This is a genomic window from Pseudobutyrivibrio sp. YE44 (assembly GCF_900104335.1).
Taxonomy (GTDB): Bacteria; Bacillota; Clostridia; order Lachnospirales; family Lachnospiraceae; genus Pseudobutyrivibrio.
This window is the reverse complement of the sequence record NZ_FMXT01000004.1, coordinates 133,593-154,889: the sequence shown is the minus strand read 5'-3', so window position 1 is coordinate 154,889 and position 21,297 is coordinate 133,593. Positions and strand designations below refer to the sequence as shown.

The following is a 21,297-nucleotide window of genomic DNA, read 5'->3' as shown; positions in this document are numbered from 1 at the left end:
GGAGGAGTGAGATTATGAAAAAAGGTATATTTAATATTGTTCTTGCTCTTACTCTCGTAACAGCAGGAATTACAGTTGCTAAATATGATGTTAGCGCCGCTGGTGCACAGACTCATACCGCTGGATGGGAAGTAACATATAATGGAAAGAATGATGCAGACTTTTCATCAAATAAGGATGAGGCATATAAGGAAATCTCTGGTGTAATGCCAGGTGATACAATCACCTATTCTATTACCTATAAGAATAACGATCCAAAGACAGATCCTTCTTATAGTAAAGAGAGTGCAGCAAATCCAGGTGCTGATTTCTATATGAATGCTAATGTAGTTGACACCTTAGAGTCAGGTAAGGATAAGGGTGGAGCATATTCTTATGTGATTAAGAACAATGGAAACACACTTGTTGATAGCCAGACTGTTGGTGGTGAAACTGGTACCGATAAAAACAATACAGGCCTTGCACAGGTTTGTGGTGAAACAGGTAGCTACTTCTCATTAGGAAATGTTGCCTATGGCAGCTCAGGTACAGTTACGGTTTCAATTACACTTGATGGCGATTCTCAGACAAATATGTACGGTGGCAAGGATGCTGGTCTAGAGTTCTTCTTTAGAGCAGAGCCAAAGTCAATCGTTGAAAAGAACAAAACAATCATTAAGACCGTCACAAAAACAAATACAGTGACAGAGACTATTCCTGTTACTGAGACACGTAAGATTGTAAAAAAGGTTAAGAAGACATTAGATAATGGAACAGAAATCGTTGAAATCGATGACAGTGGAGTTCCACTTGCAGGCGAGAAAAAGAATTCTGTTACTATTACAGATAGTGATGTGCCACTGGCAAATCCACAGACAGGAGATTCACTTCTTCCTATTATAATCTGTGGAGTTATGTTCTTACTTGGTATTGCACTTATAGGCTGGTATATCAAGCTTATGCATGATAAGAAGAAGGAGGTGGCTTAATATGAGAAATATTAAAAAGCTATTTGGCTTCTTCCTTAGTCTGGTATTTGTTCTATCTTTTGTGCTTTCTACACCAGTAGTAGCTCAGGCTGCAGAGAAATATTATTCTGTTTCTTTTGCACTTGGAAATAATAAGGATGCTTCCTTCGATTCAGGTAAAGTTAAGGATCTTATGGAAAGCAAGGATCTCGGTTATGATTTTGGTGCAAAGAAGATTACTGTTAAAGCACCTATTGGAAATAGCCAGACACTTACACAGGATGAAATTGAGGGTCTTATTAACATCACTGGTGATGAGTTTGCCTTTGAAGGTCTCAAGGTATCTGGAGCAGATAAAACCTTCACAGGTGATGTTTCCTTAAATAAGGATGAGACATATATTGCAGCCTTTGGTATAAAGTCTATTATTTCTTATAATGTATCTTATGTAGACTCAAAGGGAAATGCAGTGGCAAGTCCTGTTACTCTTTATGCTGCAAAGGGTGAGAAGATTAGAGTTCCAGCTGAGCAGGTAAAGGGACATGTTCCTAACCAGGAATATATTGAAGAAAAATTAGTGAAGGATGGTCAGGAGTTTAAGTTTGTTTACGACGAGCCTACAGAAGTCATCCATACAACAGTTAAGACAGAAACCAATACAAAGTATGTAAAGGGTTCTACTACTTATTCTTATGATTATCAGTATGTAGATGGTGGCACAGAGGTTAGCACATCTACAACAAATAATCCTACTGTTGTAAATAACCGTAGAGAGCACCGTGACAACGGTACAACTGACAATGGCACTACTACCACAACCACCACAACAGCTTCAACAAATGGAGCTGGAAATGAAGGTAGTGCAAATGCAGGTGGTGAAGGTGAGGATGCCTCAGCCGCACAAGGTGGTGACACCACAACAATTGGCGAAGGCGACACACCACTAGCTGGAGGTGACGGTACAACCATTCCTGAGGGTGAGCCTCCAAAGGCTGGAGAGAAGGAGCACCTTATTCGTACACTTATGGTTACTATATTTATATTGATTCTTGTTATTATCACTACTATTATAATTGCTCATGTAACCTATCAGAAGCGTCAGCAGACAATAGAGGACATTGAGAAGCGTGACAATACGCCAAAGAGATTCTAATGCTTAACTAAAACAAAACCTAGTTCACAAATTGCTGTGAACTAGGTTTTTTATTTTTGCTTCTTTTTGAGCGGATTTGATTATCAGCTTATTTTTTTATCAGATTATTACACAATTTAACTATATCGTCATTAATTCAAATAACTTAATACTCACATTACCCCTTCTGGAAGCCATTTCCTGCCAAAATAACGATGTTCTTGCCAAGGGGGTTTTCAACTTCAAAAAATCCTTGTAAGATATCGCCCGTACCGTTTTTGGACACAGAATGAACACAAAATATTCACAGTAAGTACCAAAAGCGTTCAAGTAATAAAGGAGATAACAGTTTTTTGTAATGAAGAAGTTTCAATTTTGTAAAAGAATCATGTCGTTTGTTCTTGCAATGACATTGGTTTTCTTAGGGCCTACAGTAGCATATGCACAAGAGCATGACTTAAGTGCGATAGTTGCTTCTACAGATCAGACCAACACCCAGGTAGATTCAAATAAAGAGAATAACTCATCTGTAGTTGACAGCGAAGCTGCTAATCAAACTGCGGGGGAGGCAGAACAGGCTGACACAGCAGAGAGCACATCTGATAAAGATAAGGCCTCAGAGTCAACTAAGAATGACAAAGCTGATACCTCTTCTGAAAACACTTCCGATGAAGCTACGAATTCCACAGAGGATACAGAGGATAAAGAAGATAAGTTAAATGATAAAGATGATGATAAAGAAACTTCTTCCTCTGATAAGAATTTAAAGGAAGACAAGGAAGACGAAGAAGACTGTGAGCATACAGAGTATGAGTACAAAGCCAACGAGGATGGCACTCATGTAAAAACTTGCAAGGAATGCGGCGAGGAAGTCACAGAGGATTGCGACTTTGATGATGAAGGAATCTGCAAGCTCTGCGGTTTTGAACAGCCTGAAGAAGAACAGGAAGATAAAATCTTTGAGATTAAGGTAAATGACTTCATTATTAAGGCAGAGGTTCCTGCAGGAACTTTTGATGAGGATGTTGAGTTTATCGCAGAGGAGATTAACCTTTCTTCTAAGGAAAAGGAGTTAGTAAACGACACAGTTTCTCTTGGAGAGGTTGAGAATTTATATGCTTTTGATTTGCGTTTTGAGTTTAATGGTAAGGAAATTGAGCCAAAAGAAGGCTACAATGTAAAGATTTCTATTGAATCATCAACAATTGACACTGATGTAGTTGTTCATATTAAGGATGATGCTACAGCAGAGACTGTTGATTCAGAGATTACAGAGGATAAGGTTTCCTTTGAATCTGATAGCTTTTCAAAGTACGCCTTAGCTGGTATCAATGGTCAGCATGTGCTTTATAAAGAATCTGCATACGGAAGTGCTTATACAGATCAGAGACATACAGAGCAGAATTCCTCTATAGCAAGTGGTGGATTCGGAGATAACAGAATTGCCGTTAGAATGTTCCAAAAGAATGAATACGGTATTGATTACTATACTGATAAAGAGTTTGCTCCAAAGGAAATAGCTCCAGCTAACAATAACGACTGTTTTATTTACAGTCCTAGTGTTTATGACAACTTTACCTTTACCTTTGAAGCACCAGAGAATTATTACATTGCGAAGGTTCAGCTTTTTGAAATTTATGATGATTCCAGTGATAATTTCAAAAATGCTGTAAAGACCTTTATTCCACAGGAAAATGAAAAATACAACTATTCTGTTTCAATGACTTTGAATAGAATGCATTACTGGAATAAAGTTACTAATGCTGTAGTTATCGATTTAGAACCTATTACTGCAACTTTGAATATGAAAAAGTATACAGAGGTTCGCGCAAATTTGGTCAACTACAAGAACGGTAACCTTACTGGAGATAGCGACAAAAATGCTAAGAAATATTTTGGTGATAACTTCGCCTTTAGTAGTGGTCGTATAGATCCAGACAGTAACCACTGTCGTTATCCACAGGTATATCAGGGCTTAGCGAAGAATGATATTTCATCAGATGGAGTTTTTAGATTATCTAATGGAAATGATAAGGTGATTTTCCCTGAAAAAAAGGATTATGAAAAGGCTCCATGGTCTTATAACGAGTATATTGACGAATACTACGGTGATACTCCAGTACAGTTTAACTTAGATGAGGATGGTTATTGGACACTTGATAGTAGACAGTATAAATACATTTATAAGGACAATGGAATTCGTCCAATATCAACCAGCAATAAGAAGCAGAATCAGTTCCGTCCATTTAAGGACAAAAACGGAAACTATGAAGATAGCCACTTTGGTATGCTTCTTCCTATTAACTTCAGTGTTGCACAGAATGGTCTTACAAACGGAAAAGATACAATCTTCAAGTTCTCCGGTGACGATGACGTATTCGTTTATGTAGACGGAAAGCTTGTCCTTGACTTAGGTGGTATCCACGATATCGTCAAGGGGCAAATCAATTTCACTACTGGTGAGGTTTTAATCCAGGGTGACTATGCAAATGAACTTACTGCTTCTTGGAATGATTCTGTTTATTACAAAAAGGGAATTGGTACAACAAACCTTTATGACATTATTCCAGAAAACAATGTTTTAGAGCTTAGCCAAAAGGAACACGTTCTTACAGTTGCATACTTTGAGCGTGGTGCCCATCTTTCAAACTGTAAAATCAGCTACAACTTCAAGAAGACAGAAACAAGAACTGCTGATTTCTCAGGCCTTAAGGTAGACGAGAATGGCGATGGCTTAGCAGGAGCTGAGTTTACATTATATACAGATGAGCAGTGCACACAGGTAGCCACAATCGGTATTGGTAAACCTGCAGTTGCAGTTTCAGATGCTTCGGGAACAATTTCCTTCACAGGACTTTCAGCTGGTGTCATTGAGGATGGCCAGGATTCAGTTCAGAAGACCTATTACCTAAAGGAGACACAGGCTCCTGAAGGCTACAATCTTCCTGATAATGCTATTTGGCAGTTAGACTTTACAGTCTTTAAGAATACAAAGAAGGAGCCAATCAGAAAGCTTACAGCTTTAAATGATGCAGCGAAAGCTCTCTCTTTGGATAACAATGGTAATCAAACATCAGTGGATGTTAAGGCTATCGAAAATGTCTTAACAAAGCAGCCTAAGAAGCTTTCTGTTGTAAAGACAGTTACTTATGGTTCTGATGCCTACACTGATGCAGATGCTCAGTATACCTTCAAACTTGTAGAGATTGTTACAAAGTATGTTGATGTATACATTCCTATGGCAAACCAGCCATATACCGTTAATGGTCACTTATTCACAACCGATTCAAATGGTCAGTTTGTGCTTAAGGCAAATGAGATGGCTGTTTTCGAAAATCTTTACGAAAGCAGATATCAGGTTATTGAGGAAGGAATTGTTTCTAATGAGGGGTACACCCTTGATAACTACGAAACAAGGATTTCTATAGACGGCAATGTAGAGGTAAATCGAGTTGCCAATGTTACCTACGACACTAACAAAGAAAAGACAGTTCAGTTTGAGAATATCTTAAATAAGGTATTTGATTGGCAGCTTATAAAGGTTAGTACATCAGGTAAGTCCTTAAGAGGCGCAGAGTTCACTCTTACCTCTGAGGATAAAAAAACTACATACTATGGTTCAAGTGATGAAAACGGACTTGTTAAGTGGTATGGATCAGAAAATGACATGGCTTCTGGAAGTAATCCAGTTGTAATCCCAGATGGAAGTTATATTCTTTCTGAGACAAAGGCTCCAAGCGGTTTTGCAAAGAGCAATGATAGCTGGCACATTATCCTTGATAAAAAGGATGGACTTACAGCATATATGTCAAATAAGGGCGACTTAAAGGACCGCACTGTTGTTGAGAATCAGAATTTAGCAAACGGTGTAACCTTAAAAATGGTAAAGCTTAGCTTTGTAAACCAGGTTGCCTACACCCTTCCTGAAACAGGTGGAAGTGGTACTTACATTTTCACAATCAGCGGAGTTCTAGCAATGCTATGGGCAGCGCTGTTGTTATACAAAACAAGAAGTATTAAGAAGTAACAAGGAGTAACAAAGAAATGAAAAAGTTCAAGAAGATTATCGCATCAGTTCTTTCGGCGGTAATGATGATGGCTATGAGCGTAACAGCATTTGCTGCAGAAGCTCCAACAGCTGTAGTAGATGGTAAGGCATCTATTAAGATTACAAATTTCTCAGAGAGAGAAGATTCAGTTGTATCTCTTTATCAGATCGCATCTGTTATGTCTGATAACACAGTTAAGGTTGCAGATTGGGCTAAGGATTTATATGTTCCTGGCGATGATGAGTTTGATGCTACAGAGCTTACAGCTGCTCTTAAGGCTGCTAACCCACAGGTTAAGGCTACAGCAACATCTACAAAGGGTTCTGATGTAGTATTTGAAAACCTTGATGGTGGTGCTTACATGATCTTAGCAACTGGAACAACTGTTAAGTACAACTCAATGGTTGCAGTTACTTATGAGATTAAAGATGGTGTTTATTACACAAAGACAAAGACAGTTGATATCAAGGCTAAGGGATCTTCAAACTCTATGGAGAAGACAGAGGATGACGGTCTTGTAAGAATTGGCCAGAATGTTACTTTCACACTTACATCTACAGTTCCATACATGGCAAACAAGAAGAACGTTGAATACAAGATTTACGATAGAGAGACAAATCTTTCTGCTCCAATCGCTGACTCAGTAGTAGTTACAGTTGGTGGTGAGACAGTTACAGGTTTCTCATTTGACGAAGGTGTAGTAAAGGGTGATTACACACTTTACACAATGGATCTTACAAACCTTGTTAAGCCAGAGATGAAGGATCAGTATGCTGGTAAGACAGTAGTTATTACATACAAGGCAACATTTGTTGGTGGAGATTGCTTCATCAATAAGACATATGACAGCACATTCGAGTTTGATAACAACGGCGAGCCAATTAACCCACCTACAGTAAAGGGTTGGCCAGGATCATTCGCTCTTACAAAGTATGATGAGAAGGGTGAGAAGATTCTTAAGGGTGCACAGTTTGAGTTAACAAAGGAAGGCGTTGATGGTGCTCTTAACTTTATCGCAGATGAGAACCAGGTAGGCGTTTACTACTACTCAGAGACAGCTATTTCTGGAAAGACTGTTACAACACTTGAAGCTACAGAAGGTTTCATCTATGTAAAGGGTCTTGATGAGGGTAACTACCACTTCACAGAGACAGTAGCTCCAGAGGGATACTCAATCAATCCAGCAGGATTAGATTTCACAATCGATAATATCAGCGAGCAGCTTACAAACAGAGATGATGAGCTTACAGAAGCTGAGTACAAGGCAATCAACAAGTATGACTGCATCAGAGATACAAAGCTTACATCACTTCCATTCACTGGTGGTATGGGTACAACAATCTTTACAGTATTCGGTGTAGCTATCATGGCTATCGCTGCAGCTCTTTACTTCTCAATGAAGAGAAAGGCTGCATAATAAATTCACAATTGTGATAAAAAAATAGACATATTTATATGCTAACATATCTTCAATATTAAAATTTGATGCTACTCTGGCGGTTTGTCCGCCAGGGTGTACAGCATCAAGGAGAGGCTAGGTGTAAATTATGAAAGCATTTCTTTTGAAATATTATAAAACAATAGGAATTGGTGCTTTGATGATAGCTGGTTTGTCCTTGCTGCTGTATCCACTGTTGGCCAACGCCTGGAACAATCACGTTCAGGCTAAATTGGTTAACAATTATACTGAATCGGTTACCACAGCAATTGAGCAGGGAACCATCAATACAGCAGATGAACTGGGAAGAGCTTATCAGTATAACGAGGAGCTTTTACCTAGTATCTTGCCAGATTCCTTTGCAGAGGCAGAGGCAAATGGCACGGATGAAAATTACATGAGCATTTTAAATGCTAATGGGGATGGCATCATGGGATATATTCAGATTCCATCCATTAATGTAAAACTTCCAATTTTTCATACCACAAATGAAGATGTTCTTCAGATTGGAGTTGGTCACCTGGAAGGCTCTTCACTTCCAGTTGGCGGCCCCAATACTCATTCGGTGCTTTCAGCCCACAGAGGTTTACCAAGTGCAACTCTTTTCACAGATTTGGATAGAGTAAAAATTGGGGAAGACTTCTTCATAATCATAATGGATGAATACTATGCTTATGAGGTTGATGACATTCAGGTGGTTGAGCCAGATGACACTTCGCTTTTAGCAGTAGAGAAGGACAAGGATTTGTGTACACTTATCACTTGTACTCCTTATGGTGTTAACACTCAGCGACTTATGGTTCGAGGCCATCGAGTGGAATACACTCCACAGCTTTTAGCAGATGCCAAGACACCAACCTTTGGAGCGGTGAGCTTACATACTAATTATCTTTTATGGGTAATTATAGGACTTTCAATTGTTGCATTGTTTATATTGATTTTGTACTTATTTGACAGGAGACAAAGCAAAAAGGAGCAATGAATATGAAGCATCAGGTAGGTAAGGTCATAATTATAATTCTATTTTTAGCTGGCTTTGGCATGTTGTCATATCCAACTATTTCCAATGAGTGGAACACCTATGTTCAGAATAGATTAATCAATAATTACGAAGAATCTATGTCTGAATTTACAGCTGATGACTACTCTGAGCAGTGGAGAGCGGCAAAAGCTTTTAATGAGCAGATTACAGAAAATGCCATTGGTACAGATGCTTTTGCAACAGGAGCTGAAGGTGATGCTGTCACTCCTACAGAGGAATTCCTTAATTCCGAGTATTACAAAGTACTTAATGTAAATAATGATGGTGTTATGGGCTATCTGTCCATTCCAAAAATCAATTTAAAGCTGTCTATTATGCATGGTACTTTTGATGAATACATTCAGACCGCAGTTGGCCATATGAATGGTACAGCGCTTCCAATTGGTGGTGAGAGTACACATTCGGTAATTGTTGGTCACAGAGGCTTACCTTCTGCAGAGCTTTTTACAAACATAGATCAGCTTGAGGAAGGGGACAAGTTTTATATTCATGTGCTAAACGATACTTTGGCATATGAAGTTGATGAGATTTATCCAATGGTGCAGGCAGAGGATATTGAGTCGCTCCAGGCCCTTATGGCAGTGGTGCCAGGTCAGGATCATGTGACACTTTTCACCTGTACACCATATGGCGTAAATACACATAGACTTTTGGTTCGTGGAACCAGAGTTGAGTACCTGGGAGAGGACGATGTGCCTACAGGTACAACAGCAGTAGTTGAAACGGTGAAGGATTACTATTACTTCTTCACAATCATAGGTTTCTTATGTGCTGTCATTATTATTCTGATTATCAGAAAAATATTTAAAAAGAAAAATAGTGTTTAAAGGAGTTATACGTGAGCACTTTAGGTTTTAAAAAGAAAAATATAATAGCGGCTGTAGCTGCAGTAGTTATGCTGGTTTCTGGGTTTGGTGTCTACAAAACACAGGCAGCAGGTCATGTGGATCAAAATGCAACTGTTACTATAACAGCGATTGTTGAATCTACAGGAGAATCAGATTTCGCTCAGAAGTATACTGGTCCTTTAAATATTGAGATTTATAAAATTGCTTCGTTAGATATAGCTGGAAATCCTACAGTAACATCGGATTTCAAGAATGCAGGAATTGATTTTTCTATTTTAAGCTCAAAGACAAGTGTTGAGGATACAAAGGATAAAATCGTAAATCCAGCTGCAGAATACGTAAAGAAAAATCATGATAGCCTTAAGCATTATGATATTAGCGGCACAAAGACATCAAATGGATTCACATCCGCTGTTTCTATTGAAAAGGGTGCTGGCATTTATCTTTACTATGTATCTGATCAGGTAATGGATGCTGAGAATGAGTATATTTTTACACCAGCAGTTTTCTATGCTCCAACAAGTGAGTATGCAATGTCAGGTCAGGGCAGCGATACCTGGAACTATAATGTAAAGATTTACCCAAAGGCTGAGGCAAATCCTAGATTTGGTAAGCTTGAGATTGAAAAGACTCTTACAACCTTCAATCGTTCACTTGGAACTGCTAGTTTTGTTTTCCAAGTAGATGCAAAGGTTGGCGATGAGGATGTATTAAACAACGTATACACTATTAACTTCAATGGCGCTGGAACAAAGAATATTGTTATCGAAAATCTTCCAGCAACAGCTGAAGTTACTGTTACAGAGGTTTATTCTGGTGCAAGCTACCAGATTACCAGTGAAGATATTAAGACAACAACTATTGTTGCAGACAAGACAGCAAAGGTTTCCTTTGTAAATGATTTTGATAATCATCTTCAGTCAGGTGGAGTTAGTGTTGTAAATGAGTTCACCTACGATGAAGAAGGCAATATTAGTTGGTCGAAGAATTATGGTCCAGAGGGACCAGAAGTGCCACAGAGCACAGAAGCTTCTAGTGAGGAAGTAGTAGGAGGTGACAACTAATTATGAATTATAAAAAGGCTTTATTAGTTGCATCTGCATTTACTTTGGTTGGATTAGCCTCAATCAAGCCAGCTATGGCATACTTTACAGATTATGCTATGGTAGTTGGCTACAAGACTGTTCATATTGAAGATCCACAGCTCACTCCACCAGAGGATACTGTGGATATTGAAAAAATGATTAAGACAGTTGCTATTACAAACACAGGTGATTTTGATGTGTATGTGAGAGTAAAGGCAATTTGCCCAACTGGTATCAAGGCCGAGATGACCGCTGATACAAAGGGGTGGAAGCTCGAAAACGACGGTTATTATTACTATGACAGTCTTTTAAAGAACAAGAATTCTGAAGAAGGTAAGACTTCATCAAATCTTAATTTTAAAATCACAACCCCAGAGAATTACACTAAGGACTTTAATGTAATCATCCTTCAGGAGGCTACTAAGGTTCACTATGATAAAAGTGGACAGCCTTATGCTGAGTGGAATGAAGCTATTCAGAGTAAGGAAGAGGTTTATTCTAAGGATGTGAAGTCATCTGAGGATAATGCTGAAACTCAGCTAAACCAGGAAACTACAGAACAGGAGGATAATGCAAATGAGTAAAAAATTGAAAAATCCTCTTGTGGTTCTTGCTGCAGGCCTTGTAATTATTCTTGCATCTTCTGTAGGTGCTACACGTGCAGCAGTTATTTACCAGGATAGAGCAAAGCAGGTTAATTTTGAGACTTCAAAGGTTTCTGTTGATATTTTTGAAAGCTCGGATGAATCAAATTTAAAATCCATTTCTGAGGATGGTGTTTTAGAGTTTCCGGCTATTGGAGATACTGTAAAAATTGGCCAGAAGTACGATGAGTACATTGATGTGGTTAATGATTCAAAGCTTTACAAGGAATATGTTCGTGTAAAGGTTAGAAAATACTGGGTAAAGGATGTAGATGGTACTTTAGAAAAAGATACATCTTTAGATCCAGAGCTTATTCAGCTTGATATTGATGAATCAAAGTGGTTTAGAAATGCTGATGAGCACACAGATGAGCAGGATGTTTATTATCTTACAGCACCACTTCCTAGTGGAAAGGATAATGTGGATGGTGAAGTTTTAAACGAAGTGCGTTTTATTAACGGTTTAACCATCGATGACAAGGTTACAAGACTTGTTAATACTGAGGATGCTTATACAGAGGATGGAATTGCAATCTCAGGAACAATTCAAAACAAGTATATTTATGACAATGCAAGCTTTTATGTGGAGCTTGAAGTGGATGCAGTTCAGTCACACAATGCCGAGGCTGCTATATATGGAGCTTGGGGTATTAGAACTGAGTGTAGTGCCATAGATGATGGCAACATCACAAAGATTGAAGGAAAAGCTACTGGTAGATAAGGAGCTAAATATGAAAAAGTTTTATTTAAATATGGTATTTGCCCTTACTCTTACAGTGGCAACAATATTTGGTAATTCAATTGTTTCCATCGCAGCTACAGAGTCTCTCGAGTGGACTGTAGATTATCTTGGTGGAAAGAATTTTGAAACCAAGGGTAAGGATGCAACTAAATCAAAGATTGAAAGCGCTATGCCTGGAGATACAATAAAATATGTTGTTACCTACAAGAACAGTTCAGATGTTACTTCTGATTTTTATCTTTGTGCAGATGTGCTTAGCTCCCTTGAAAACAATGCTCTTGAGGGAAGTGAAGCAAGTGCAAAGGGTGGAGCATATACTTATTCTGTAAAATATGGTGCCACTGGCACAGAAACCACTATTTATGACAGCGATATTGTTGGTGGTGACAGTGTTGTTTCTCAGGGCTTAAATCAGGTTGATAATGATAAGGCCTATGTTTATGTTGGTCGTCTTTCAAAGGGCCAGGATAGCAAGGTGGTTATAGAGATTAATCTTGATGGTAATACTCAGGATAATTCTTACATGAGAAAGCTTGCAGAGCTTAGTGTACAATTTGCAGTTCAGGATGTGCCTAAGGATGACAGCACACATGAAGTAATTGAAAAGGTAAATACAGAAAATAAAAAGGTTGTTTATGAAATCCCAGGTGGTCAAACTATCGTTAAGTTAGACGAGAGTGCAGTTCCACAGCAGGGTGGAAATCCTCGTACTGGCGATTCGATTCTTCCTATAGTTTTCTGTGGTATAACCCTTGCCTTTGGCTTGATGCTTATTCTTTGGTATTTCAAGCTCACTAGAGAAAATAAAGAGGAGGTTGCCTAAATGAGAAATATTAAAAAGCTTTTTGGTTGCCTTTTCTCTTTAATATTTGTTGTAGGATTATTATTTGCAAATCCTGTTACAGCAAAGGCAGATTATACCTACAGAATCCGTGTGGTTCTTGGAGGTTCTGGAGATGAAAATGCATCTCTTAACAGTGATTTAGGCTTACAGGTTCCAGCGGGAGCAAAGGTAGCTTTTACAAAGTACGATGAAAACAACAAGCCTATAGAGCTTGAAATTAGTAATCTTCCATATAATTCAAAGGTTACAATGAATCCATCTCAAATGGTTTCTATTACTCCAGCTACAAAGCAGGATGATAATGGAAATCAGGTTCAGTTCCAGAAGTATTATGTAAAGGGTGTTAGAACTGCAGGTATGGACACAGTTCTTCATGCATCATCTTTTAATGTAACCTATGATGAGACTTATGTTGTAGCCTATGGTGTAGGTGAGGTTGTACCTTACATTGTTAATTATGTTGATGAGAATGGTAATGCCCTTGTAGATCCAGAAGGAAATGGCACAGATACAATCAAGTCTATAACATGCTATGCAGCAGCTGGTGAGGAGCTTTATGTTCCATACAAAAATATTCCAGGCTATCAGCCAAATACATACAACTATCACACTAAGAGCTTAAAGGCTCCAGAAATGGTAGATGGTACAGAGAAGCCTTTTGAATTCACATTCTATTACACAAAGGCCGATAATAGCTCAAATACAAAGCACACTGTTGAAGTTATCGACAGAGGTACAATCGTTGGTGATACTGAGTATTCTTATAGAGTAGTTGGTGAGAACACTGTAACAACAGTTTCAAGTGATAGTACAACAGCGGGTGACGCAGCAGCTAATGAAAATGGTCAGGCAACAAGTGACCAGAATGGAAATGCTAATGTTGGCAATGGTAAGAATGGAAATGTTGCAGCAGCAGATGCTGATCCAAAAGTAAAAGCAAAAGATATTCAGGATACACCAGATATTATTGAGATTGATGATGATATCGTTGCTAAGGCTGTAAATCCAGTTGACATTTATACTGGAAGGTCAATGGTATCAGCTGTAATTGCAGTTGCAGCAGTATTAGTCCTTGGAATTACTGGGTTTATCGCCCTTAAGAAGAGAAAAACATTGAAGTAAATTCAAGCAAATTTAAAGAAATCTAGCAGGTGAGCAATCACCTGCTATTTTTGTACCCATTTTTAAAATCCATGTCTAAGTAATTACTAGGTATATTATTTCACAATACCTTCACAAATTGAAAAACAATTCAAAGACGTTCTTGCCAATATTCAGATAATTCTTGCCAAACTGTAGAAATTTCAAAATTCAGGTGGTAACCTATCCTCACAATAGTTATTTCATATAACACAGTTACATGACATAACGAAAAACTTTAGTAGTTGATTATGTGGTTTCGTATTGTGAGGAAGAATTATATGAAAAGAAAAACTATATTCCGAAGAATAATCTCATTAAGCATTATAGCAGCATTATATTTATCAATGTCTGCTTCAGCATATGCAGAATTGGAGGTAGAACCAGTTGATACTCCATCAGTGGAGGAGGCAGCTGAGACTACAGAGGAAGCTTCTTGTGAGGCTCCTGCTTCGGGAGAGGCCCCAGCTGAACTTCCAGCAGAGTCACCTCCTGAGGAAGTCGGAACAGAGGATCCTCCAAATGAGGATGCTGTAGAAGAACAGAATATAGTTGAAAAGCTGGTAGATCAAATAATTGATATCCTCACACCAGAAGCTGGTGCAGATAACGCTGATGGCATTGGTGATGGTTCAGGAGAATCGGATGGAGACCAGGCAGTGATTCTTCCAGAAGGAGAAATAGAAAATCCTGTTGCTGGAGATAAGTACTACAAGATAATCACTCAGGAAGATGGGACAACCGTCAGAGAGATTTATGAATATGTACTTGATGAAGAAACTGGTGAGCTTACAGCAATCCTTAAGGAATCCCTTGAAGGTCAATTCGATGAAGAAGGAAAGCTGATAGAGGAAAAGCCGGAATGTGAGCACGAATTTATCTATACTCCAAACAAGGATGGCACACATACAGTTACCTGTTCAAAATGTGATTTACCTGAGTTCATAGAAACCTGTGAATATGATGACAATGGTGTTTGTGTAAAGTGCGGATGGCACAGACTTCCAGAACCTCAATTAGTATTCGAGGATGAACAGGTTAGAGTAACAGTTAGAGGTGCAATACCAGAAAATGCGGATTTAAAGGTTACACCTATCAAAGAGGAGAACGAAAATACAAGAGCAGCCTATGAAGAGGTTGCAGCAACACTTTCAGAGGGAGCTAGAGAAGGAGAATATGATATTAAAGGCTTCTTAGCCTACGATATATTCTTCCAAGATATAGAAACAGGAAACGAGGTAGAGCCAGATGGTGACGTTACTGTTTCACTTGAGTACAAAGAGGAAGTTATTCCAGAGGCAGCAAGAGACAAAAAGGAGGATGCAAACCAAGGAGTTTTAATTCAGCATTTCAACGAGAAAACAGATCAGGTTGAAGAGTTGACAGAAGCTGGAAAAGCCGAAATCACCAAAAACGATAACAATGCTGTAACATCAGCAGAGTTCACAAGTGATAGTTTTTCAACATATGTAATCACTTGGGTGGAAGAGCAAGATAGAAGTGTAAAAATCAATCTCGTAAACAAACTACAAAACAGCACAGAGTTGGTGCCTGGAGATAATGAGAGAACACTTAATCCTCCAAATGAATATAACACTACAGTGACACATGAGTTAGCTGAATTCGTTGCTGAGAATCCTATTGATGGATATACCTTTGTTGAAGCTAAGTGTCAAGTTGGCGAAGAGCAAAAGCTGGTAACAAAGGTTACGATTAAGAAGACAAAGGGTAGCCATAGCTATTCCAGCGACGTTTACACCGTCACCTTATATAACAATAGTCAAAGTGTTGCTACATATACAACTTCAAGCTCATCAACAAGTATATTGGCAAATATTGATATGTTCTATAAGGCTGACACAAGGTTGATTATTAATAACATTGTTACAGGTTCTGCTGCTGCAGATACCACAACAACTTATGAATATCAGATAACCTTAGAGGATGGTTCACCACTTGCTAATCAGGCATACGAAAGTGATAAGAACAATGCAACAAATCTAAAAACTGATGCAGATGGCAAGCTTAATATAGCACCTGGTGAAACTGTTAAGTTACACAACTTATCAGATGGAACTTATACAGTTACCCAGACTTCTATAACAGGAACCTATAGTATCAATGATTTTATCACTAAGATTTACGAGTCTGGAACAGAAAAGGCAGTTATTGTAGCAGGTGAGCTTACACCTAGAAGTGTAACAGTAGATTTATCAGAATCTAACATTCCTAGTTTAAAATTCAAAAACTGTTATGCAACTACAAACATTATTCCTATAAAGGATGCAGATAAGTTTAAGTACATAAATTACATAGAAGACAAGGATGAATACGAACTATCAGTAAGATTTACAGGACCTGAGGAGCAGATTATTTCTACAGTTAACGAAGAAGAAACCTACGACGTTAACCAAAAGAAGAAGGTAGATATTGTACTTGCAATTGATAAATCAAATTCCATGAAAGGTTCAAATCTTACCTACGTTATTAATGCTGTTGGAAATATGGTCAGTGTATTCCAGCAAAAGAGTGATGTTGATGCCAAGTGGAAGGTTGTAGACTTTGGTACTAATGCTCAGCTGGTTTCAGGAAATTGGATTAATACAAGTGATGTTCAGGCTTGTATAACAAGAGATTTGTTAGATGGTACCAATTATCAGGCTGGACTTGAGCTGGCACAGTCAGAATTAACATCAGGTGGACGTTCAGATGCAGAAAAGATAATAATCTTCCTGACTGATGGACATCCTACCCAGTATTACAATGACGGCTCAGTAGCAGGAGGTGGTAGTTATACAAACCAAGCTACTTATGATGCTTCACTTTCAGCAGCTGCTGGTATTAATTGCTCCCAGTTTTATGTAATTGGTATGGGACTTACCACACTTGAGATAAAGGAGTCTCGATACGGAAGAGTATCAAGTTCTGAGGATGCAATTGTATTCTTAAGAAAACTTGCAAATAAGGCCACTGCAGCAAAGAAGGAAGCGGTCAATGTTAATGCTAATCAGGTTGGAACATTATTCGCAGGTTTAGCGGGAACAATTAGTACAGAAACAACTGGAAATGTTACCGTGACTGACAGACATGAATATGCTTCCAATGTAACCATGGTAGATAAGCTTAGTGAATACGTTGAAATTAAGCCGAATAGCGTATTCAAGATAAGTGTTAGCCACGGTGCATCTGATGATCCTGTATTACTTCCGGGAAGTTCAGAAGAGCCAAGAGAGCATGGACAGATTGGTGCTGATGGCAGGATGACTTCACCAGCATATTACTACTTATCAGAGGACCATAGCCTATACATGAAGGCTGAATACGATGCGGATACGAAGACAATGCATCTTATTTTCCCAGATGGCTATGAATTGAAGAATCAGTATAGTTATCAGGTTAAGATGACTGTTGAACCTAGTGATAAGGCTTACGATGATTATCTGGCAGCTAATCATCAATATCCAGAAGGTATGGTTGGTGATAGGGGTACAGATCACATATTCGCTGATAATCCTACATCGGAAGGTCAGCCAGGCTTCTACTCAAATGTGGAGTCAGAGTCGAAGGTAACCTACACCTACAAGGGTGGAACTTTAGAAGAAATCTTCCCTAAACCAGTTGTTCAGGTTCATGTAGAAACCACTTGGGATATCTACAAAACAGATTCAGCTGGAAAGGATGGAATGAGACTGGGATATGCTCAGTTCTTACTAAAGGATTTGGCAGAAGGTTCTGAATTAGCATATATGGGTACAAGCCAGTTGAATAACAATGGCGCTGTTGATTGGGATTTACAGGAAGATGAAATAATCCAGACAGGAAAGACCTATATTTTAACTGAAACCGAAGCACCTTTAGGATATCTAAAGAGTGGAGAGTATTGGAAGATTCAAGTTGATGAGTATAACAAGCCAACAGTAACCGCTTATGATGCACAGGGAACTGAAACAACCTATGAAATGGATTATGAAAGAGACAGAAATAAGGTAACCTACAAATTCTATTTCAAGAATGAGGCTGCGGCATACTCATTACCAAAGACAGGCGGAAATGGAATATTTAGAACCACAATACTTGGAGTGGCATTAATGCTTTCTTCAGTATATCTGTTCTATAGAAACAAGAGAAAATCAAGAGCGTATTGTAAAAACTATCGTTAAGGAGGAGGAACAATATGAAAAAAATAAAAACGATTTTCACTTTTGGTTTAGTCCTGGCAATGACACTAGGATTGACAATGACAGCTTTCGCACAGTCTGATACAACAGAGCCAGCTGTACCAACTACAACTATTACAGTTAGTGATACAGAAGCTGCAACTCTTTATATTCGACAGGTGGTTAAAATGGATAGAACCACTGAAACAGGTTGGGCTTTTGTAGATGCAGACAGTAGAGCATTATTTGCAGACTTTGATGGTGATACAGATCAGGCAAAGATTAGGAGCTACAAAGCTATTGCAGATGAATCAGAGTCTAATGCAATTGCAAAATTTGGTAACAAGCTTGATAGCTGGTCCTTCTCAGAAGACGAAAAGTTTACAAGTGGTGATGGCGGATTTGCTCCTGGTTTATATGTAATCAAGGCTGTTGAGGAAGGATATACCTACAACATTATGATTGCAAATATAAACTTTAAGGACAAACCAAGTGAAGGTCTTAAGCCTGCTTCTTTAGTAGCAAAGAAGACTCCTACTACAGTAAGTAAGACATTGAATACACAGGAATCAGCGGATGATACATACGTAGAGTACGGCGAAGAGATTACCTACGATGTAAAGGCAAAAGTTCCTTATTCACCAAAGGGTTCTACTACAGAGTTTAAGATTACTGATGAACTTACAGGTGGAGAGTTCAAAACTGTAGAAGGCGGGGATAACAATGGCAAAGTTGAAGTAAAGGTTTCAATCGGTGATGAGGCAGTTATTTACATTGCACCAGAAGCTGACGGAACAAAGCTCACAATCGATTTAGCATATTTGTTAGAAGATAATGAATTTGCAAATGCTGATGTTATCGTAACTTATACAGCAATCGCTACAGGAAAGCTTGTAAACAATAAGGCAAAGATTAATAACAACGATGATACTTCAGTTGTTAAATCATATTCAGCAAAACTTAAGATTACAAAGACAGACATTCCTGAGCAAGGAAAGGATCCTGCACCATTATCTGGAGCAAAATTTGTAATTGCAAATGGACAGGGCGAGAATGCTAAGTACGCAATTCTTGACAATGGCAAGCTTTCAGGTTGGGGAACCTTAGAAGAAGCTGAGGCGACAGCAATCGTAACAGGCAGTGATGGTATTGCTACAGCAGAAGGCTTTGATTCAGAAAAGGACTACTGGTTCCACGAAGTTGAAGCACCTGAAGGATACTCAATCAATGACACAGATGTGAAGATTTCTTGGGTAGATGATCCAGATGAAGAAGATGATAATTTCAAGCTTGGTAAAGCTACAATGTCAGATACAACACTTATTACACTTCCATACACTGGTGGTTCTGGAACAGCAGCTTTCACAGGATTTGGTGTTCTTCTAATGAGTGTTGCAGCAGGTTTATACTTCGCAAACAAGAAGAATAAAGCTTCTAAGTAATTGCTTCTTACGCTTCTTATATGTTTTGTAGGAAGTGATGAAAACAAGGTGCCCTCCTCCCTAAAGACTAGGGAGGAGGAAACGCACCTAAACAACTAAGCATCTACATCACAAAGCAGAGGGCATCAAAATTGGTGCAATCTACTATAGGATGTAGATACAGAGTAAATGTTTTGGATATAAGGCCTAGTGGCTTGGAAGGGAGTCGCCAGTGATTAAAGCTAATTTATCTAAGAAAACAATTATAGGAGTAGCTCTTGCAGCTGTACTTGCCCTTGGAGGTTTTTCAGTTCAAAGCTTAAGAGCAGCTGAAAGGGTAGACACAGCAGCTACAGTGACAATTACAGCAAACATTGATAGCAATGACACTTCAGTATTTGCATCAAGGTATAAAGACTCATGGAACGCGGATTCCATTGTTGAGATGGATCCAGTAACAGTGGATTTGTACAAGATAGCATCCTTGGAGGAAACAGGAACCTTAAGTCCTGATTCAAGATTTTCAAATATTCCTGTAGGAGAGCTATTAAAATCACCAAATGCTGATACTATTATTGAAAAAATAGTAACTCCTGCAAAGGAAATAGCAGAGGGGTTAAGTCCAGATAAAACAATTGCTTTCGAAAATGGTTCTTTATCAGCTACAGCGACTATCCCAGGAGGCGCAGGACTTTATCTATATATTCCAAAGGCAAAGGATAATAGATATTCCTATAACTTTATCTCATATGTAATTCTTGCACCAAACAGTGATTATACAGATACAACAGGAACCTCTGATAAGTGGAATTACAACGTAGGATTTAGTCTTAAGGGAACAGAGGAACAGCGAACAGGAAGCCTTTTAATAAAGAAGAAACTAGAATCCTACAACATTTCTCTTGGTGATGTTAGCTTTGTATACAGAGTTAAAGGTCAGCTTGATGACCAGATAATAGATAACGTATATACCATAGATTTCACAGGACCAGATCAGGAGTCAAGACTTATCACAGGTCTTCCAGCAACAGCAAAGGTAACAGTTACCGAAGAATATGCAGGAGTAAGCTACAAGCCAGTTGAAGGAAGTCAGACAGTATATACAGATGTTGAGATAGTTGCAGATGATGGTGATGAAGAACCAGTCATACCACCAGCAACAGTAGATTTTAAGAATACCTACGATGACGGACTTATCAGCAGTGGTATAGCAGCAGAAAATCAATTTATTGACGATGGAAATGGAGAAGTTCATTTCGACGGTAGAAAACCTTTTGAGTCAGAGAATGTGAGGTAGTTAATTATGAGAAGAAAGTGGTTAATTCCAATGGCCGCCTTTGCTTTAGCAGCAAGTATAGTTGCAGTGAAGCCTACAATCGCATACTTTACCGATACAGCTTTGGCAGAAGGGGCGTTCCTGGTAAATATCAGCGATGGTACACCAGAGATTGAAGAAAAAGTCACTGATATGACTAAGCTTGTCACTATAAAAAACACTGGTAGCTACGATATCTTTGTAAGATGTAAAGCTATATATCCTGAAACCAGATGTACCGTAACCTTCCAGACTACTGAAGGTTGGAGTGATGGTGGTGATGGATATTACTATTACGCAGGAGCTATTGCTCCAGGAGAAACAACTCCAGCAGAAACACCATTGACGCTCTTGGTATCCCCAATACCTGGAACCTCTGGAGACTTCAACGTAATAATTGTTCAGGAAGCAACAAAGGCAATCTACAAGACGGTAGACGGAGTTGATGTACCTGACCCAGATTGGTCAGCTGCAGTATCTCAGTGATAGGAGG

Annotated in this window: 15 protein-coding genes; all 15 read left to right on the top strand. The window is 38.7% G+C overall.

Features of this window, described 5'->3' with window-relative positions; genetic code table 11:
- Positions 1-14: 14 nt before the first annotated feature.
- The 15 genes from BLR54_RS08470 (at position 15) to BLR54_RS08400 (ending at position 21,290) form a co-directional block, all read left to right on the top strand.
- On the top strand, positions 15-968 hold the full coding sequence (locus BLR54_RS08470) for a hypothetical protein (RefSeq protein WP_090419526.1): 954 nt from the start codon (positions 15-17) through the stop codon (positions 966-968).
- 1 nt (position 969) lies between these two features.
- On the top strand, positions 970-2,100 hold the full coding sequence (locus BLR54_RS08465; RefSeq protein WP_090419525.1) for a hypothetical protein: 1,131 nt from the start codon (positions 970-972) through the stop codon (positions 2,098-2,100).
- 337 nt (positions 2,101-2,437) lie between these two features.
- Positions 2,438-6,106, top strand: coding sequence for an MSCRAMM family protein (locus BLR54_RS08460; RefSeq protein WP_090419523.1), 3,669 nt, complete (start codon positions 2,438-2,440; stop codon positions 6,104-6,106).
- A 17-nt stretch (positions 6,107-6,123) separates the two neighbouring features.
- Positions 6,124-7,545: a SpaA isopeptide-forming pilin-related protein gene (locus BLR54_RS08455; RefSeq protein ID WP_090419521.1), complete on the top strand. Its 1,422-nt coding sequence runs from the start codon at positions 6,124-6,126 to the stop codon at positions 7,543-7,545.
- A 130-nt stretch (positions 7,546-7,675) separates the two neighbouring features.
- A complete protein-coding gene (locus tag BLR54_RS08450; protein WP_090419519.1) occupies positions 7,676-8,548 on the top strand; it encodes a class C sortase in 873 nt (290 codons plus the stop codon).
- A gap of 2 nt (positions 8,549-8,550) precedes the next feature.
- Complete coding sequence (locus tag BLR54_RS08445) at positions 8,551-9,435, top strand: class C sortase (RefSeq protein ID WP_090419517.1); 885 nt, start codon at positions 8,551-8,553, stop codon at positions 9,433-9,435.
- Between the two features lie 11 nt (positions 9,436-9,446).
- Positions 9,447-10,520: a DUF5979 domain-containing protein gene (locus BLR54_RS08440; protein WP_090419515.1), complete on the top strand. Its 1,074-nt coding sequence runs from the start codon at positions 9,447-9,449 to the stop codon at positions 10,518-10,520.
- 2 nt (positions 10,521-10,522) lie between these two features.
- Positions 10,523-11,125, top strand: coding sequence for a hypothetical protein (locus BLR54_RS08435; RefSeq protein ID WP_090419513.1), 603 nt, complete (start codon positions 10,523-10,525; stop codon positions 11,123-11,125).
- Positions 11,118-11,906, top strand: a complete 789-nt coding sequence (locus tag BLR54_RS08430) for a hypothetical protein (RefSeq protein ID WP_090419511.1) — start codon at positions 11,118-11,120, stop codon at positions 11,904-11,906. The genes BLR54_RS08435 and BLR54_RS08430 overlap by 8 nt, the downstream gene beginning before the upstream one ends.
- A gap of 10 nt (positions 11,907-11,916) precedes the next feature.
- Positions 11,917-12,750: a hypothetical protein gene (locus tag BLR54_RS08425; RefSeq protein ID WP_090419509.1), complete on the top strand. Its 834-nt coding sequence runs from the start codon at positions 11,917-11,919 to the stop codon at positions 12,748-12,750.
- On the top strand, positions 12,751-13,893 hold the full coding sequence (locus tag BLR54_RS08420; protein WP_090419506.1) for a hypothetical protein: 1,143 nt from the start codon (positions 12,751-12,753) through the stop codon (positions 13,891-13,893).
- Positions 13,894-14,192: 299 nt separating this feature from the next.
- Positions 14,193-18,071, top strand: coding sequence for a vWA domain-containing protein (locus BLR54_RS08415; protein ID WP_143008414.1), 3,879 nt, complete (start codon positions 14,193-14,195; stop codon positions 18,069-18,071).
- Between the two features lie 14 nt (positions 18,072-18,085).
- Positions 18,086-19,510, top strand: a complete 1,425-nt coding sequence (locus BLR54_RS08410; RefSeq protein ID WP_090419499.1) for a SpaA isopeptide-forming pilin-related protein — start codon at positions 18,086-18,088, stop codon at positions 19,508-19,510.
- A gap of 211 nt (positions 19,511-19,721) precedes the next feature.
- Positions 19,722-20,786, top strand: a complete 1,065-nt coding sequence (locus BLR54_RS08405) for a DUF5979 domain-containing protein (protein ID WP_090419496.1) — start codon at positions 19,722-19,724, stop codon at positions 20,784-20,786.
- Between the two features lie 6 nt (positions 20,787-20,792).
- Positions 20,793-21,290 carry a hypothetical protein gene (locus BLR54_RS08400; RefSeq protein WP_090419494.1) on the top strand — a complete coding sequence of 166 codons (498 nt, stop codon included), beginning with the start codon at positions 20,793-20,795 and terminating at the stop codon, positions 21,288-21,290.
- Positions 21,291-21,297 lie beyond the last annotated feature (7 nt).

Excerpts from the sequence above, each read along its gene's own strand:
- BLR54_RS08415 (WP_143008414.1), top strand. The coding sequence starts at position 14,193 with ATGAAAAGAAAAACTATATTCCGAAGAATAATCTCATTAAGCATTATA.
- BLR54_RS08460 (WP_090419523.1), top strand. The coding sequence starts at position 2,438 with ATGAAGAAGTTTCAATTTTGTAAAAGAATCATGTCGTTTGTTCTTGCA.
- BLR54_RS08420 (WP_090419506.1), top strand. The coding sequence starts at position 12,751 with ATGAGAAATATTAAAAAGCTTTTTGGTTGCCTTTTCTCTTTAATATTT.
- BLR54_RS08450 (WP_090419519.1), top strand. The coding sequence starts at position 7,676 with ATGAAAGCATTTCTTTTGAAATATTATAAAACAATAGGAATTGGTGCT.
- BLR54_RS08410 (WP_090419499.1), top strand. The coding sequence starts at position 18,086 with ATGAAAAAAATAAAAACGATTTTCACTTTTGGTTTAGTCCTGGCAATG.
- BLR54_RS08400 (WP_090419494.1), top strand. The coding sequence starts at position 20,793 with ATGAGAAGAAAGTGGTTAATTCCAATGGCCGCCTTTGCTTTAGCAGCA.
- BLR54_RS08435 (WP_090419513.1), top strand. The coding sequence starts at position 10,523 with ATGAATTATAAAAAGGCTTTATTAGTTGCATCTGCATTTACTTTGGTT.
- BLR54_RS08455 (WP_090419521.1), top strand. The coding sequence starts at position 6,124 with ATGAAAAAGTTCAAGAAGATTATCGCATCAGTTCTTTCGGCGGTAATG.
- BLR54_RS08430 (WP_090419511.1), top strand. The coding sequence starts at position 11,118 with ATGAGTAAAAAATTGAAAAATCCTCTTGTGGTTCTTGCTGCAGGCCTT.
- BLR54_RS08445 (WP_090419517.1), top strand. The coding sequence starts at position 8,551 with ATGAAGCATCAGGTAGGTAAGGTCATAATTATAATTCTATTTTTAGCT.
- BLR54_RS08470 (WP_090419526.1), top strand. The coding sequence starts at position 15 with ATGAAAAAAGGTATATTTAATATTGTTCTTGCTCTTACTCTCGTAACA.
- BLR54_RS08465 (WP_090419525.1), top strand. The coding sequence starts at position 970 with ATGAGAAATATTAAAAAGCTATTTGGCTTCTTCCTTAGTCTGGTATTT.
- BLR54_RS08425 (WP_090419509.1), top strand. The coding sequence starts at position 11,917 with ATGAAAAAGTTTTATTTAAATATGGTATTTGCCCTTACTCTTACAGTG.